Origin of the sequence: Lentzea sp. HUAS TT2, assembly GCF_051853195.1 — a bacterium.
Taxonomy (GTDB): Bacteria; Actinomycetota; Actinomycetes; order Mycobacteriales; family Pseudonocardiaceae; genus Lentzea.
The window spans coordinates 9,195,459-9,210,628 of sequence record NZ_CP196667.1 but is presented as its reverse complement, the minus strand read 5'-3'; the positions used below and the strand labels follow the sequence as shown (position 1 = coordinate 9,210,628).

Sequence of the window (15,170 nt, the reverse complement as noted above, 5' to 3'; positions counted from 1 at the left end):
TGGGCGTTCTAGGCGTCGTTGCGGGAGCCGGGCTTGGGCACGGCGTGCGACCGTGGAGTCCCGGTCGTCGGGGTTCGGAAGAATGCCTCGATCTCGGTTTCTCCGGGCTGTCGCGTCTGAATGGTGTCGAGCTGGATCTGGTAGGAGTTCCGGCCGCGGCGGAACTCGAACGCGTCGCTGGGGACGTGCCGGGTGGAGGTCTTGATGAGACCGAGTTCGGTGAGCTTGCGAGCTCCTTTGAGGCGGGTGTCCTCAGAGAGCCCGTACCTGCTTTCGGCCATCGCGGGGCTCAGCCACACCCAGGGACCGTCCTTGATCGTTTTCCCACTCTCCAGCCAGAGCACGAGCAGCATGACGATGGCCGGGCCGTAGTCGAGCGCGGCGATCCAGCCGTTGGTCCACAGCTGGCCGGGAAGCTGGATGTAGCGGTGCGGTGCCGCCTGAGCCGGTTTGGAGCGCAGGCGGGCGTAGGCCGCGCCAGGGAGTTCGTATCGTTCGCCGGTGCCGGCGTCGTTCATCAGGTGCACCACGGCGTCGCGGCCTGGAGAGCTTTCCAGCTGGATGAGTCCGTGGTGGTCGAGCCATCCCAGTGCGTTGCGAATCCGCCGGGCGCCCGCGACTGCGGGATCTTCCAGGCCCAGCAGCGTGGCCCAGGCGCGGTGCGGGTAGGTCATCGTGGGGTCGTCGTGCACGGCCCACAGCAGCGACAGCATCAGCCGGAGTCGCACGTCTCCGCCGGTGATCCCGCGGCCGCCGGTCGCACCGCGTAGCAGTGCAACGGCCGGAGGAAGCGAGGCTTCCGGCGTCTCACGCGTGATGAACCCGTACCGCACCGGGGCGGTGCGCTTGGCCTGCCGCGCGAACATCTTCGCAGCGTCCAACGTCCCCGGGGCTACCGAAACCGCAGGTAGAGGATTCACGTGACCTTCTCTACTGGCCCTGGAAAGACTTCGCTTCTAGACTCGACACTTCGCACGATATACGGTCGCTGCTATAACGTAGTACCTGTTGGCTCGGTAGTTGTAGGTAAGCTCAAAACGGGGCTTATCTGATGTCTAGATCCGCTTAGAAGCCGCTGAAGCAAGTTTAGTCCCCGCTAGGGCGGTAGTTTTTTTGCCTGTTGAACCGATGCTAGTGTCGTCTCACAGGACGGGGAACCGCTCATTTCCGGGGGCCGGCCTGCGGGTGCCCGGCTGGACGTCCAATGCCCTTGCGGTCAAGATCGACGAGGTGTCATCGGCCAAGGTCGGCTGCCGGAGGCGGGGCCCCACATCGACTGGTGTGGGGCCCCGTTTCACATTGACGCACAACGCGATGTACTGCGGAAATGGCGCCCGCCGCTGGATGTTCGCGACCTAGGCTCGGGTCATGAACCTGGACGAAGCGGCCGCGAACTTCGCTCGCGCGACCCGCCACTGCGACAACCTGGTCGAGATCCACCGCAATCACGGCGGACCTAACAAGGGACGCCGGGACAAGGAGACGAGCATCAACCGCGCGGTCGTCGTCTTGACCGTGTCGGCCTGGCAGGCGGTGGTGCAGGACATGACCAAGGCCTGTCTCGACATCTCCAACCCCGGTCCGACCAGCCTGCACGCAGGCATGTTTAGGTTGCTCTCCGGACGCACCATGTCCGAGATCGGGCTGTTCTCGACACCCAATCACGAGAACACCAAGAAGCTGTTCACCTCGGTCGGGTTCGACGCGCGGCCGCACTGGACGTGGGTCGGGGCCGGCCGCACCGGCACCGTTCGCCCCAGCGACGTCGAGTCGAAGATCAATCAGTGGCTGAAGGTCCGCCACGCGATCGCCCACGGCCACGCGACTCTTCCGCAAGTGCAGGTCCTGCAAGCTGTCCGCGAAGCAACGACCCCGCCTGACGACCCGTCACTGCGTTTGGTCGACGTCGAGCAGTGCCTCAGCTTCTTCCGGCACGTCACCCAGGTCACGGGCAAGGCCATGGCGGCACATCTTCAAGTCAATCCACCGGCTGTCTGGGCATGAGCTCAAGGACACCCACCCGGTCACCGGCCACGACGTGGGCACTTGACAAGCCGGCGTCGGCCAGGCGCTAGGGGTGAGTGCCGTGGTTGCCGCACACCGCGCACGTCGGCCGCTACCCCACGGTCGCGGCGACGTCGTAGAGGCTGTTGTTACTGCGCTGAGAGATCTCCCGTAGCACGATGAGCGCAGTCCAGTCGTCAACCGACAGCAGCAGCCGTGCCATTCCCTTGCAGCCAACGCCAGTGACCTGTCTGCGTTCGGGCCAGGCGTCAGGTCGTGCTGGAGTTCGGCGCTTCGTGAAGGTCGCACTCGTCGACCCATCGCGCCAGCAGGCTGAGTGCCGCAAGCCGCTCAAGAGCGGCCTGTTCGTCGAGTTCGCTGGTGCTGTGCGCGGCGTTGTTGCGGATCGTCATCTGGATGCCGGGCGCGAGAAACCGCAGGCCGGCGTTCATCGTGATGACATCCTGGTGTGTCGGGTCTCCAGGCCAGCGAAGTCGCGGCTTACCCGACTCTGGTTCCTTGTTGGAGAAGATCTCCTGCCACAGTGCCGTGGCGGCCAGGTCGTTGCGCTTCGTGCGGGTCTTCACCATTGCGACGACCGACTCGGCAGCGCCGGCCACCGCCTCCCGGAAGTGGCCATCGCGCCATAGCCGCGCGGCCGCGCCCCAGACCAGGGAATGCATCGCTGCTGCGCCGACCGCTGGGGGCAGCTCGGCTTCGGCCTCAAGGATCAAGCCGTCAAGTCTGCCCAGCGCCTGGTCGCAGGCCCCGAGGATGTCGGGAGCTTCCAGCACCGGCTTCGGCTGCGTGATCGTCTGCCAGGCCGCGATCGGGTCAATGACGCCCACACCCTGCACCCGGATCGCGATGTTGGTCAGCGGGACCGCGGCCCCGGCCAGACCGGACAGCCGGGACACCTTCGTGCGACGCCGCTCGATCTCGTCAGGATCGGTGCCATCACGCGGAAACACCGCCGGAGCGATCCCGCGAGCGATACCTCCCCAGCCACCAGAACCTTCGTTGCGCACATGCAGGTCGAGGAACTCGACCAGTGCGGCGCGGAACTCCAGCACCGCCGCAGCGATCGACCTCAGGTACTCGGGGTTCTTGCGTGCCTCCATCTGAGAATCGTGTCATGCCTATGCACATCGCCTGAATGCCTTCACTTCGGCGGCGAGGAGGATCTCGGCAGTGGTCGGGAACCTGGCGCACGAGCACGCGCAACCTGGTGGCCCGTCCGCGCAGTCCTCGACCAATCGGACAGATCAGGAACGTTCGCCGCGAGTTCGGCCGAGGCCCCGACCCAGCGCGTCTACGCTGGTCACAGCTTTGAGGTTAGAAGGGCGGTTCGTCCGCGAACCCGCCGCCACGAGGAGGAGCACTGCCCCACGGATCGTCCTGTTGAAGTTTGGCTGCGATCTGTCGGAGCTCTCGCTCAGACCGGGTCTTTGGCGGGACATAGTGGTGCGCTGATTCCTCGTCGATCGCCTGGTTCCAGTACCGCTGGAGTTGTTCGAGATAGGGATCGGGCTGGCTCCACTGGTCATCGACGTCGTCGGCATCTTGCGGATCGACGTCTGCGAGCTCGCAAAGGGCTAAGAAGATCACTTCGACGGTCTGGTACGCGCCGATCTGTTCACCTCGCAGCGTGCGGCGAATCGTCTCGTGGTTCGCCGATCCGTTGCGCTTTTCCTCGGGGAGTTCCTCAATCACTTGGGCGATTCGCCTGATCGGCGGTCGTTGTGCCGCCCTGTAGAAGCGCCAGAGGAGATCGATGAGCGGTTCGCGGGCCTCGGGAACCGTCGTGGGCTTGGTCAGACGTGGCGGCATAGGGACCGAGGCCTTCGGTATATACCAGCTAATACTAGGGATCTCGCCCTGTCGTCCAGCTATTACCCCTCTATGACTGGTGTCTCCAAGCCCTTGTCTCGATCACTTCTCGGCGTCGCCTGACAACGAACACCACGCGTTTTCGCAGTTCAGGATGGTTACATGGCGCCATAAGGCGGCCGTCCGCTCGGGTGAAGCCGGGCGGTGAGTAGTGCATCGCCCGCCCACCGGGCTGGAATCCATGTCGGCGGGCGACGCCAGTGCGAAGGAGAATCGATGAGGCGACGTTCCTCGCGTGCCCATCATCGCCCAGGTGTGCCCCGTGGTGCTGCGCTCACCGTGGTCGCTGGTGCCGTACTCGTCCTGGTGGTCGTGTTGCCAGCTGACAAGGCCACGATCATTACGGGTCTGGTTGGCACCGTTGCCGCAGGTGCAGCGCCGGCCTGGCTGAACGGCAACCGATCCAAAACTCGACGGACGCGCCGAGGTCGGCCCGACTCAAACTAGGCCCGTGGGAGCCCGCCTCCGGCGTCACATATGACTGGTGTGGCCGCGTGTTCTGGTGTCGCGGATTCGTCGGAGTGCGGTCGCTGATCTTGGCGCAGGGCCGACAGACGCGGACCGTGGGGATGCTATGCGTACGACACCCCCACGGGCGTACCCAGCTTGGCTGTCGCGGACGTCAGCTCGGACTGATCAGCCAGTTGAAGAACGCGATCGCGGCTGCGGTGGCTCCGGCTCCGACGAGCAGTGCCTGGGCGATGTGCTGCCCGGCCCATACGCTGAGGGCGACTGCGGCGCCGCCCGCTAGGACGGCGAGCAAGAGGACGAGCGCGGTACGCGGTGTAAACAGGTGCCCTTCGCCAGAGTCATCGGCGGGTCCGGGGGGCGTGCGGGACATCGGTCTTCCCCTGTCCGTGATCGTCTCCTGCTCAGGACCGCGTCAGGCGGCACCCGAGCTTGTGGACGTGTGTAAGTGGTCTTCAAAGGAGGCGTACGGCCGTTGGGCCATTCGAGTTCAGAACATTGCGACGAACGGCGTAGTTGCTCTCCGTGAGGCATCGCGATGAGGGACGCACCGGCGAAAATTGTCGAGGGGACCTGCTGATCGTGTGGCTGTCATTGCTCCAGGTCCGAAACGAGAACCGCCACTAGGCGGCGTGGGCCAACGACGCTCGGATCCGCTGCAGCAGTTCGTCGTCGACCGGTTCCTGGAACTCATCGAACGCCGCCAGGACCACAGCGCGGTCGGCGTCACCGAGCCCGGAGGCAGGGAGCTGCAGCCGCGTGCCGAACCATTCCGGGAGCCGAGCAGGCCAGTCACGACGGGGGAGGGAGAGAAGCAGCGTGAACCGCTCGCACGCGTGGGCCCGGTCGCGAGCGGTCAAGAGGGTGCTCGCCGCGCCGGTCCGGATCGCCCTGCCCCATGCCTGAACCTTGTCCACGTCGAGGTACATCGCCAAGAGGTCGTGCCTGAACTCGAGGCAGTTCTCCGTGTCGATCGCAGGCGTCACGCCAGGCCTCCACAGCTGCTGTCGGATCTCACCTCCGTAGAACTTCACGGTTGTGAAGCGCTCGCACTCGGTTCCGGCGATCGCGCGCGTCGCCGGTGCCGTCGACTCGTCGGGACGGGCTGCATCGATGATCTGATCCGCCTGCGCACGCGCCTCCGCGATCAGCCTGGCCGCAGTAGTCCGTGCGTCGTCGAGCACAGCGGTCGCGGTGTCGCGGGCGTCGGCGACGATGCGCTCGGCACGTTCGTCCGCCCAGTCGAGCACGCCCGCGCTCAGCCCATGAGTCCGAGCGTGGTCGATGGCCTCGGCCCTGGTGCGGAACGTCAGTGCCGTGCCGTCGGGAAGATCGACCTCGTCGAGCGCGTCGCGCAGCTCGCGCGTGGTCTTCAACTGGGCCGCGGCCGCGGGGGCGCCGTGCCGGTCGGCGATCTCGAAGCACCGGATCGCGGAGGCCAGGTCGCCCTGCTCGCTGTGCATCATGCCCAGCGCGAACGCGTCGACACCGAGCTGAGCGCGGTCGCCGTAGGCAACGGCATCGCGTGCCTGCTGCGGCGTCAACGCCGCCACGTGTGCCCGGATCTGCGCGAACGGCACCGGCGTGAGGGGGGCGCCCGCGTCATCGCTGTCGCGGAGCTGCTGGAACAGGTGCTCCACATCGGGGTGCTCAGGCGTGCTGTTCACTACGGCATCTCCTTCGTCGAGACGCGGATCGGGTGCCCGGCTTGCGCGAGCAAGCTGCGGATCTTCTTCAGTCCCACGACCAGGAACCGCTTGGCGGCGTAGTGTTCGACGCTCAAGGACTGCGCCACCTCGGATACCGACATGCCTACGTAGTGCCGATACAGCACCGCGTTCCGTTGCAGCTCAGTCAGCTGCCCCAGGACGGCGGGGAGGGCTTCGTGCGCGTCGAGGATGTGCTCGGCCAGGTGCGACAACTGCGCCGGACGTACCGCGGCCGGATCGAAGGCGGGATCGCCGATGACTTCGAGCACCGGGTCGAGCGGAACCGAGCGATCCCGGCTACGGGCACGGTAGAAGTCCACGATCTTGTTGTGCGCGACTGTGAACAGGAACGCGGAATAGCCTTCGGGAACAGGTCCGTCGCCGAGCCGCTTGCACACCACCGTCCACACCTCCTGGGCTATGTCCTGTGCATCGGCCGGGCAGGACACGTGCCGCCTGATGTAGCGCAGCAACCCTCCTGACCACCTGGTGTAGAAGGCCTCCAGGGAGGCATCGGAGTCGTTGTCGTCCGTCACGGTCGCGTTGCCTCCACAGCGTGCGACGTCGCGTAGGAGGGGCCACCGAGCACGCCTGCGGCTGCTCCGACCGCGTGCTGTTCACGCCACCTCGTCGTCGATGTGTTCACTCGGGGGGACTCCTCGTCCGGGACGATCGGCCTGTTCACCCCACATATCGCAGACGTCCGCGAAACGGACTCCATCGGCCCGAAACTTTCTAGAATCCGCTGGCAGCCAAGGCGTCGGCGGGTCTGCTCGGTCAGGGTTCAGGGTGGGCAGGAGTGGTCGCCGGCGGCGTAGCGCTGCCAGGTCGTCCCGGCCTCGGCGGCGATGAGTTCGGCGGTGTTGGGGTGGTAGCCGAGCATCGTGGCCACGACGGAGGGTGGGGCCTGGAGCACGAGTTCGCGCAGCGCGGCAATTCGTGCGGCTTCGTTGGGCAGGCCGGCGTTGCGCAGACGCAGGCGCAACGAGGTGGTGTGCATGGGCTGTCCGGCGTGCCGTCCGGGAACAGGAAGCGGCTGTTCGGGTTGGCGGCTGGGATCAGGCGGGTGCCGAGGTAGGTGGTCAGGATCTCGGCGAAGGGCGCAGGAATCGGGGTTGGTGGGTCGCCCAGACGCAGGAAGGTCTCGTTGTCGTCGTGGATCAGGTCGTCGAGGGTCAGTCGCGCGATGCGATGCAGAGGCTGGGCGAACAGCAGCACCAGCAGGGCGAGGACGCGGTCCACTGCGGGGCATCGTGTCGGCGGTGAGTACCTGTCGCAGGTACAGCACACGCTCGTGCTGGCCCAGCGCCCTCGTCTCCGACGAGGGCGCTGCCGGCAGCTGCAGCCTGGGAATCTCGCCGTGTCGAACGCACCATCGCAGGAACTCGCGTGAGCCCTGGCGGGTGCCGTAGTCGCGGGTGAACCACAGGTCGAGATCGGCTTGAGTGCAGGATCCCGGGGTGCGGCCACGGTGTTCCAGGTGCGCGAGGAACTCGCCTGCGATGCGCAGATGGTACCGCGCGGTGTTGACCAGACCGGACGTCACAGGCGCCGCGACGGAGGCCTCACGCAACCGCCGCAGGACGTGCCAGGAGGCGAACCGCTCAAGCAACCGCCGGTGCTGCGGGGCGGTGGAGTCGAGCCAGTGCGGCAGCCAGCGCTGGAAGAACTGCAGGAACCGGTCGACTTCGGGCAGCACGCCGCAGCTGACGAGTTGTTCGCGCAGGTAGGCCCGAGCGCCACGGCCGTAGTGTGTCCAGCCCGTCGTGTGTCAGCGGCACCTCATCGAGTGCCAGGGCCCGCAGGATCGGCGGGACGTGTGGCTTGGCCAGCCAGACCAGCCCGCGGCGCGGACGCGGCATCGCGCATACGGCTTTGTAGAACGGCACCAGCTCGGGCCGCACGGTGCCGTCGCCGGCGTCGAGCACGACGGCCAGCCGCGCAGCCAGCACGCACTGCGCGCACGCCATCCGCGTGTACAGGGCCGCCTCACGGCCGCAGGTCGGACACCGGAACTGACCGAGGCCTCCGGCGCAGTCAGTGCACACCGGGGTACCGCAGGATCCGAGGCCGGGCAGCAGGCGCTCGACGCCGCACCCGGCGCAGATCCCGTAGGTGTCCAGCGCGCGGGTGTAGCAGCGCACGCAGACCGGCCCCTCGGGCCAGCGCATCCGGACGCGCACCCGCGGATCGTTGCGCCGGATCTTGGCCGTGTCGGTGCACACGGGGCGGCGGCATCGCGCGCACACCGGCTCGGCCAGATCGTGCGGAGAGGTCACTGCGAGTCGAGGATGCGTGCGCGTTTGGGCCGCACCGCGCCGAGTTCGGCGGAGCCCGGCAGGTCACCGGTGGCCGTGGATCGCACACCGACAGGGAAGGCCTCAGTGGTGATCAGGTCGCTGGGCACGACGCCGAAGATGGCGCACAGCGCGGACAGCACCGGCAGAGACAACCGCTCCGGTGTGCCCGTGACCAGCCGGTGCACCTGCGATACCGACAGCGTGATGCCGTGCTCGGCCAGCGGATCGACCAGGTCGATGGTCTGGAACATGCTGTGCTGGGCCATGATCTCGCGCAGGTGCCAGGCGTAGCCGACACGTTGCTTCTGGGCGGTCATCTGTGTCCGTTCCGGCGCGGCAGCGCCTCGTCGAGCATCGAGTCCAGGACCCGGCGCAGTGTGCGGGTGCGGTAGTCCGACGACACGCAGGTGTAGATCGAGGTTGTGCTGGCGTGCTCGTGGCCGACCTGTTCCTGCACGAACCGGGCGTCGTAGCCGTCCTCGATCAGGTGCGTGACGTACGAGCGGCGCAGCGAGTGGAAGTCCAGCCCCTCGTCGAGGCCCAGGTCGTCGCGGTAGCCGGCCAGGCGCCGGTTGAGCTGTTTGATGTCGACGCGCGCGGCGCGCTCCGACGGCCACAATGCCGGGTTGTTGTCGATGCCCAGCAGCGGCCGGAAGTCGGTGATCCACTCGTCGACGACCTCGGCGGCCCACGTCCACACGCACAGCACACCGCGCCGTTTCGGCGGCGAGCCCTTCTGCGCCTTGCCGTAGCGCGCGTTGAGCACGCCGTACCGGCCGAACTCCGGGCCGTGCAGGTTGTGGCTGAAGTCGACGACGTCGAGCATGCGCGTCTCGTTGCGGCGCAGCCCGAACGCGTATGCGGTCTTGAGCAGCGTTGCGTCTCGGAACGCCGGCAGCCAGCCCTTGCGCCCCTGCGCCCGTTTCCGCGCGACCTCGTCGTCGGCACGGTCGAACAGGGCCTGCAGTTCCTCGCGAGTGAACGCCCGCTTCAACGGTCCTGCCTCGGCCTCGGCCACGTGCACCGCGCTGTTGACTTCGGTGACGACCTGCACCGGATGGGTACCGAAACGCCGTTCACACTCGGCCGCCCAACCGTAAGCGGGATCGGTGATGAACGCGCAGAACATCCGCACCGCGCCCTGGTAGCCGCGCAGGGTCGACCTCGCCAGATGGTGAACGGTACGCAGATCCGCGAACCACTCGTCCGCGAGCTGGTGACTCCACCACCACGGATAGGTGCCAGCGTGCTCGAAGAACCGCCGCACCACGCGCACGCCGCTCTCGATCGACGACGGCTTTAGGTTGCGCGCGAGCTGCTGGTTGCCCCAGCCCTGCAGCATCGCCGCGAACACCTGCTCCTCCGCGTGCAGCAGCGGCACGCCACGAACCAGATGCATCGCTGCCGAGCCTGGAAGCCCCTCGCCCTCGTCCACCTGTGCCCTCAGTCTTCTCGTTCAATGCGAGAATCTCGCATCTGATGCAGAGAAGAGCAGCACGGCACGCTGTGGATCGAGTAGCTGGGCGTTCGGCAGGGGCTTGGCTACGGTCTCGCAGTAGGTGGACTCGCCGTTCTCCTAAGGCCTTCCTGACCTCGCCTTTCTCGGCGCATGACAGCGACGCGTGATCGCATCTGATGAGAACAGGACCTGGTCGTGCAGGACGTGCAAGAGGTGCTGGGGAGGCCCGCGCGCTCGTTCGCCTCGTGGGCTCGCGAGCGCGCGGGCTCGTTCCGTTAGCGGAGCAGGTACGCGTTGACGATCGTCTGCTCGACGGTCTGGCCGCTGCCGGACGCCTTGGCGCGCAAGGAGACCGACTTGGCGTCCTTCGGGTGCGCCAGCAGCACGCGGTTGGCCGTGATCTGCGTGCGCTTCCACGTGGTGCCGCCGTCGTAGGAGACCTCGACGGACGTCACCCGGACCGAGTCCACCTGCGACTGCGTGGAGATCGGCACCGCGAGCATCTGGCCGGCGCGGCCGAAGCCGTCGTCGTCCAGCTGCGGGGTGAAGCGGATGACCGACAGGGGCAGCGCGGTCCGCTTCGCCGTGGTGTCGCTGCGGAACGTCCACACGCCGGACACCTTGGAGCTCAGGGCGGTGTCGCGCACGGCTGAGGTCTCCACGCGGTAGTTCGCGGCGCCAGGGGCGACGTCGAGCATCGCCCAGCCCGCCTCGGCCGTCTCGGCGGCCTTGACGTTGTCGCGGTACACGGTCGTCTTCGCCTCGGTCACGGGGCTGTAGCCCTCGTTGCCCGCGTTGTCGCCGTACAGCGGCACGGTGACGCGGACGAAGTCACCCGTGCGGAACGAGTGCGGGACGTCCCGCGTCTCGGGCAGCGCCGGGCCGAACACCGCGCGGTTGAACGGTTCCACATAGGACTTGCCGGGACGGTAGTGCCGCAGCGGGGTCACCAGGGCACCGATGTTGCCGGTCTCGTCGAACAGGTTGAACCTGCGCGACCAGTCGCCGCCGTCGCCGCCGTAGTACTCGGTGCGCTGGCCGGGGGTGAAGTTGTCCAGCGAACCGTAGGTCCAGTCGGCACGACCGGCCGGTGAGGAGGTGTGGCCGATCGAGGCGCTCTGGCCCGGCTTGAGCGGGGGCATGTCGACCTTGACCGAGGCGAGGTCCTTCCGCGCGATCGTCTTGGTCAGGCCGCTGGGCGCGGAACCCTTCTGGTACCAGGCGAGTCCGTAGAAGTCCGGGCCCGCGGTCCAGAACGTCGCGATCTTGCCGGTGACCTCGTTGGAGGCAGGGCCGAGGCTCGCGACGCCGAGGTGGTCGACGACGCCGCCGACCGAGAAGTTGCCGATGGTGTAGGCGGTGCCGTTGACGATCCGCTCGAAACCGGTCTGCAGCAACGAGAGCTGCGCGGCGACCGGCAGCGTCACCTTGACCGGCTTGGCCTGGCGGGCGTCGAGGTCGATCGTCGCCGGGCCGGAGACGGTGAGGTTCGGGTAGTTGACGATGTCGTGGGTGTAGGCGCCGGACGACGACTGCACGCTGCCGGACAGGATGTAGCGGCCCTTGGCCACGCGGGCGACGCCGGTGGTGGTGTCCGGCCAGATGCGGGCGCCGGTGTCGACGTTGATCAGGTACGCGTAGGTCGAGGACGTGGTGACGCCGGAGCGCTCGATGCCGGTGATCTTGATGTCGTAGCTCTCCACCTCCAGGTCGGCCACGACGGCCGTGCGCACGCCGCTCGCGACGACCGCGCCGCCGAACACACCGCCCGCCGGTTGCTTCGCGAGGTCCGCGGTGACCGTGGCCTTCGCGGTGCCGCCCGCCGGAACCGTGAGCTGGGCGGGGGAGACGCTGAACAACGTCCCGTTCGTCTCCGTGGACAGGTCGAGCGTGACCGGCTCGGAGCCCGCGTTGGAGTAGGTGATCTCCTTGGACAGCGCGGGTTCGCCGGTGTGCGGCCACTGGTGCGTGCCGAAGCTGAGGCTCGCCGGGCTCGACGACACGTTCTGCTTGATCAGCTTCGCGACGTCGACGCGGCCGGAGCCCTGCTCGAACGGCGTGAGCTTCGCGGACGGCGTGGTGGTGCCGGTGAGGCGTGCCTTGAGCGCGGCGCCGGTCAGTTCGGGGTGTTGCTGGCGCAGCAGGGCCGCCGCGCCCGCCACGTGCGGGGTCGCCATCGAGGTGCCGTCGAGCGAGGTGTAGCCGTCGGCGACCGGCGCGCCGATCCTGCCGTCGGAGTGCAGGGCGGCGACGATGCCGACGCCGGGTGCGGTGAGGTCGGGCTTGAGCGTGCCGGCCTGTGTCGGGCCGCGGCTCGAGAACTCCGCGATCTGGTCCTGGTCGTCCACGGCGCCGACGGTCAGTGCCGTGTCGGCGGTGCCGGGCGAGCCGATCGTGCGCGCGTTCGGGCCGCTGTTGCCGGCGGCGATCACGAACAGCGTGCCCTTCTCGGCGCTGAGGCGGTCGACGGCCTCTTCGAGGGGCTCCACCGCGGGGGTGTCGTAGCCGCCCAGGCTCATGTTGATGATCTGGGCACCCTGCTCGACGGCCCACTCCATGCCGGCGATGATCCCGCTGTCCTGGCCGGAACCGTTGTCGCCCAGCACCTTCACGTCGAGGATGTTCGCGTCGGGTGCGACGCCGTGGTACTTGCCGCCGCTCTTCGCGCCGGTGCCCGCGACGATCGACGCGACGTGCGTGCCGTGGCCGTAGTGGTCGCCGTTGTCCGGGGAGCCCGAGAAGTTGCGCTCGCCGATCTCGCGGTCGGCCAGGTCCGGGTGGGTGTTGTCGACGCCGGTGTCGAGGACGGCGACCGTGGTGCCCTTGCCGGTCAGGCCCGCCGCGTAGGCGGCCGGGGCGTTGATCTGGGCGACGCTGCGGTCGAGGTTCGCCTGGCGCCGGGCGTCGAGCCAGATCTTCTTGGCACCCGTGGTGGACAGGGTGCCGATCAGAGGCGTCCTGGCCGCGTCGAACGCGACGCCGTTGATGCTGCGCAGCTGGAGGCCGGACTGCGCGCTCAGCGTGCCCTCGGGGTAGGTGGCGATCACCGGCAGGGCGCCGCCGTACGTGGCGAGCTCCGTGACGTCGAACAGGCGCTCGTCGAGCCGGCCGTCCGCGATCATCGGGATGGCGTCGTGCGGCACCACGTACTCGTGGCCGCCGACGGTGTAGTTGGAGAACACGACGCGCTCACGGCCGGGCGCCGGTCTGATCGCCCGCTGTCCGGTGAGGACCTGGTCCCCGGTGATCAGCGTGACGGTGGGCGCTGACAACGCCGTGCGTGGGGGAGCTGCATGGGCCTGGCCCGCGGTGAGCAGGGCACCGGCCAGTACGACGACTCCGAGTAGGCGCACCCGGTCCTCCGAAGGTCTGTGAGAGCGGTCTCACGGACCGTAGTGAGGTGCTCACAGGGCCACAAGGTCTACACCAATTTCCGGTACCATTTAATCTTTGTGCCGTGACGGGCCTGCGTGAACGCAAGAAGGCGGCGACCAGGGAAGCCCTGGGCGACGCCGCCTGGAGTCTGTGCGTGCAGCACGGCCTCGACCGGGTGACGGTGGACCAGATCGCGCGGGCCGCCGGGGTGTCGCTGCGGACGTTCTTCAACTACTTCTCGTCCAAAGAGGAAGCGGTCGTCGCCGGCGACACGGCCACGGCGCTCGCGCTGGTGGTGGAGTTCGAGGCACGGCCGGCGGACGAACCGGTGCTGGTCGCGTTGCGCGAGGCGTTGCGGTCGATCTACCCGCGCTACGTCGACCTCGACCGGCTCCGCCAGCTGCGCGAGCTCCGGCAGCACCCCGCTCTGCTGCCGCACGTCTTCGCCGCCTACTCGGCCCGCGAACAGGCGTTGACGGCGGCGATCGCGGTGCGCTGCGGCGTGGACCCCCAGAAGGATCCCTACCCCGCGGTGACGGCGTCGACGATCCTCGCGTCGATGCGCGCGGTCGTGCAGTGGTGGCTCGACACGCCCCAGGCCACGGAGAGGTTCGACGTCACCGAGCTGGTCGGTCGCATGATCGACCAGCTCGGTGACGGGTTCACCAGGTGACCGGCAGCCTGTGCACGCCGTAGATCGACATGTCGGTCCGCAGCGGCACCTCGTCCGCGGGAACGGCGAGCTGCAACGTCGGCAGGCGCCGCAGCAGCTCGGTGAAGCCGACCGCCATCTCCACACGCGCCAGCTGCTGGCCGAGGCACTGGTGGATGCCGTGCCCGAACGCCACGTGGTGGCCGCGCGGCCGGTCGACCAGCAGGGCGTGCGGGTCGTCGTACTGGCTGTCGTCGCGGTTGACCGCCGGCACCGAGACCACGACCGTCTCGCCGGCGCGGATGGTGACGCCGCCGATCACGACGTCGTCCTTGGCGTGCCGTGAGACGCCCATGCTGATGATCGACAGATAGCGCAGCAGCTCCTCGACCGCGTTCTCGGTCAGCTCCGGGTTGTCGCGCAGCTTCGCGAACTCCTCCGGGTGCTCCAGCAGCGCGAACGTGCCCAGAGCCAGCATGTTCGCCGTCGTCTCGTGGCCCGCGATCAGCAGCAGGTTCGCGATGCCGGTGAGCTCGTTGTCGTTGAGGTCCGTGTCACGGACCAGCCCGGACAGCAGGTCGTCGCCGGGGCTGCGCCGCTTGGCGACGACGAGCCCGTGCATGAACTTCCGCAGCTCGACGGTGTTCTTGATCTGCTCGTCGATGGTGGTGTTCAGGCTGAGCAGCTTGGACGTGCGGCGCTGGAACTCGTCGCGGTCGCCGTAGTCGACGCCCAGCAGCTCGCAGATCACGAGCGACGGCACCGGCAGCGCGAAGTCGTGCACGAGGTCGGCAGGCGGTCCCTTCTCGATCATCGCGTCGAGCTGGGTGGTGACGATCTCGTGGATGCGCGGCGTGAGATCGCGCATCCTGCGCACGGTGAACTGCCCGGTCAGCATCCGCCGGAAGCGTGTGTGCTCCGGGGCGTCCATGAAGATGAACGACCCGGCCTGGCGCTCCGGCGGGAACAGCTCCGCGTGCAGCTCCGGAGAGATCAGTGCCCTCGCCCGCGGGCTGTTGATCCGGTCGGAGCTCATCTCCGGCGCGGCGAGCACCGCCCGTGCCTCGTCGTGGCCGGTGACGAGCCAGACGGTGTCGCCGTTGTGCTCGACCTTGTGGATCCGCCCGTGCCCGCTGAGCTCCGTCAGCCCCTTCGACGGGTCGAACGGGCACCCGTCGCGGCGGGTCAGCTCGGCGGGCAACTGCGGGCGGATGAGCTCCTGAGCGCTGCGCTGCCGCTCGGCCGTGGTCATGGCCTCTCCCTGTCTGACCCGATGTGATCGGGTCGTGGCTCGGCGTCACCTCCACGCTACC

At 68.0% G+C, this 15,170-nt stretch carries 14 protein-coding genes; 2 read left to right on the top strand and 12 right to left on the bottom strand.

Annotation, left to right across the window (positions count from 1 at the left end):
- Positions 1–8: 8 nt before the first annotated feature.
- A complete protein-coding gene (locus ACSHWB_RS43480; RefSeq protein ID WP_439659175.1) occupies positions 9–866 on the bottom strand; it encodes a hypothetical protein in 858 nt (285 codons plus the stop codon).
- 502 nt (positions 867–1,368) lie between these two features.
- Here ACSHWB_RS43480 and ACSHWB_RS43475 point away from each other — a divergent pair.
- Positions 1,369–2,004: a hypothetical protein gene (locus ACSHWB_RS43475; protein WP_439659174.1), complete on the top strand. Its 636-nt coding sequence runs from the start codon at positions 1,369–1,371 to the stop codon at positions 2,002–2,004.
- A 269-nt stretch (positions 2,005–2,273) separates the two neighbouring features.
- Here the strand turns inward: ACSHWB_RS43475 and ACSHWB_RS43470 are convergent, their stop codons facing one another.
- From ACSHWB_RS43470 to ACSHWB_RS43425, 10 genes are all read right to left on the bottom strand, one after another.
- Entirely contained in the window at positions 2,274–3,125 is an 852-nt protein-coding gene (locus tag ACSHWB_RS43470) for a TIGR02391 family protein (RefSeq protein ID WP_439659173.1), read from the bottom strand.
- A 214-nt stretch (positions 3,126–3,339) separates the two neighbouring features.
- Positions 3,340–3,834 carry a hypothetical protein gene (locus ACSHWB_RS43465; RefSeq protein ID WP_439659172.1) on the bottom strand — a complete coding sequence of 165 codons (495 nt, stop codon included), beginning with the start codon at positions 3,832–3,834 and terminating at the stop codon, positions 3,340–3,342.
- Between the two features lie 682 nt (positions 3,835–4,516).
- Positions 4,517–4,657 carry a hypothetical protein gene (locus ACSHWB_RS43460; protein WP_439659171.1) on the bottom strand — a complete coding sequence of 47 codons (141 nt, stop codon included), beginning with the start codon at positions 4,655–4,657 and terminating at the stop codon, positions 4,517–4,519.
- A gap of 328 nt (positions 4,658–4,985) precedes the next feature.
- Positions 4,986–6,029 (bottom strand): hypothetical protein, encoded by a 1,044-nt coding sequence (locus ACSHWB_RS43455; RefSeq protein ID WP_439659170.1) that lies wholly within the window; start codon positions 6,027–6,029, stop codon positions 4,986–4,988.
- Positions 6,029–6,607: an RNA polymerase sigma factor gene (locus ACSHWB_RS43450; RefSeq protein ID WP_439659169.1), complete on the bottom strand. Its 579-nt coding sequence runs from the start codon at positions 6,605–6,607 to the stop codon at positions 6,029–6,031. The genes ACSHWB_RS43455 and ACSHWB_RS43450 overlap by 1 nt, the downstream gene beginning before the upstream one ends.
- Positions 6,608–6,855: 248 nt before the next feature.
- Positions 6,856–7,071: a hypothetical protein gene (locus ACSHWB_RS43445; protein WP_439659168.1), complete on the bottom strand. Its 216-nt coding sequence runs from the start codon at positions 7,069–7,071 to the stop codon at positions 6,856–6,858.
- Positions 7,072–7,675: 604 nt separating this feature from the next.
- Positions 7,676–8,350 (bottom strand): hypothetical protein, encoded by a 675-nt coding sequence (locus ACSHWB_RS43440; protein ID WP_439659167.1) that lies wholly within the window; start codon positions 8,348–8,350, stop codon positions 7,676–7,678.
- On the bottom strand, positions 8,347–8,688 hold the full coding sequence (locus tag ACSHWB_RS43435; protein WP_439659166.1) for a helix-turn-helix domain-containing protein: 342 nt from the start codon (positions 8,686–8,688) through the stop codon (positions 8,347–8,349). The genes ACSHWB_RS43440 and ACSHWB_RS43435 overlap by 4 nt, the downstream gene beginning before the upstream one ends.
- On the bottom strand, positions 8,685–9,770 hold the full coding sequence (locus tag ACSHWB_RS43430; RefSeq protein ID WP_439659165.1) for a tyrosine-type recombinase/integrase: 1,086 nt from the start codon (positions 9,768–9,770) through the stop codon (positions 8,685–8,687). Before ACSHWB_RS43430 ends, ACSHWB_RS43435 begins: the two co-directional genes overlap by 4 nt.
- A 335-nt stretch (positions 9,771–10,105) precedes the next feature.
- Positions 10,106–13,183: a S8 family peptidase gene (locus ACSHWB_RS43425; protein WP_439659164.1), complete on the bottom strand. Its 3,078-nt coding sequence runs from the start codon at positions 13,181–13,183 to the stop codon at positions 10,106–10,108.
- A 104-nt stretch (positions 13,184–13,287) separates the two neighbouring features.
- Here ACSHWB_RS43425 and ACSHWB_RS43420 point away from each other — a divergent pair, with 104 nt between their 5' ends.
- Entirely contained in the window at positions 13,288–13,878 is a 591-nt protein-coding gene (locus tag ACSHWB_RS43420) for a TetR/AcrR family transcriptional regulator (RefSeq protein WP_439659163.1), read from the top strand.
- Here the strand turns inward: ACSHWB_RS43420 and ACSHWB_RS43415 are convergent.
- On the bottom strand, positions 13,868–15,109 hold the full coding sequence (locus ACSHWB_RS43415) for a cytochrome P450 (RefSeq protein WP_439659162.1): 1,242 nt from the start codon (positions 15,107–15,109) through the stop codon (positions 13,868–13,870). The genes ACSHWB_RS43420 and ACSHWB_RS43415 overlap by 11 nt on opposite strands.
- Positions 15,110–15,170: the final 61 nt, after the last annotated feature.

What these genes read in the sequence shown, in the direction of transcription:
- ACSHWB_RS43480 (WP_439659175.1), bottom strand. Translation starts at nt 866, where the DNA reads ATGTTCGCGCGGCAGGCCAAGCGCACCGCCCCGGTGCGGTACGGGTTC.
- ACSHWB_RS43475 (WP_439659174.1), top strand. Translation starts at nt 1,369, where the DNA reads ATGAACCTGGACGAAGCGGCCGCGAACTTCGCTCGCGCGACCCGCCAC.
- ACSHWB_RS43470 (WP_439659173.1), bottom strand. Translation starts at nt 3,125, where the DNA reads ATGGAGGCACGCAAGAACCCCGAGTACCTGAGGTCGATCGCTGCGGCG.
- ACSHWB_RS43465 (WP_439659172.1), bottom strand. Translation starts at nt 3,834, where the DNA reads ATGCCGCCACGTCTGACCAAGCCCACGACGGTTCCCGAGGCCCGCGAA.
- ACSHWB_RS43445 (WP_439659168.1), bottom strand. Translation starts at nt 7,071, where the DNA reads ATGCACACCACCTCGTTGCGCCTGCGTCTGCGCAACGCCGGCCTGCCC.
- ACSHWB_RS43435 (WP_439659166.1), bottom strand. Translation starts at nt 8,688, where the DNA reads ATGACCGCCCAGAAGCAACGTGTCGGCTACGCCTGGCACCTGCGCGAG.
- ACSHWB_RS43430 (WP_439659165.1), bottom strand. Translation starts at nt 9,770, where the DNA reads ATGCATCTGGTTCGTGGCGTGCCGCTGCTGCACGCGGAGGAGCAGGTG.
- ACSHWB_RS43415 (WP_439659162.1), bottom strand. Translation starts at nt 15,109, where the DNA reads ATGACCACGGCCGAGCGGCAGCGCAGCGCTCAGGAGCTCATCCGCCCG.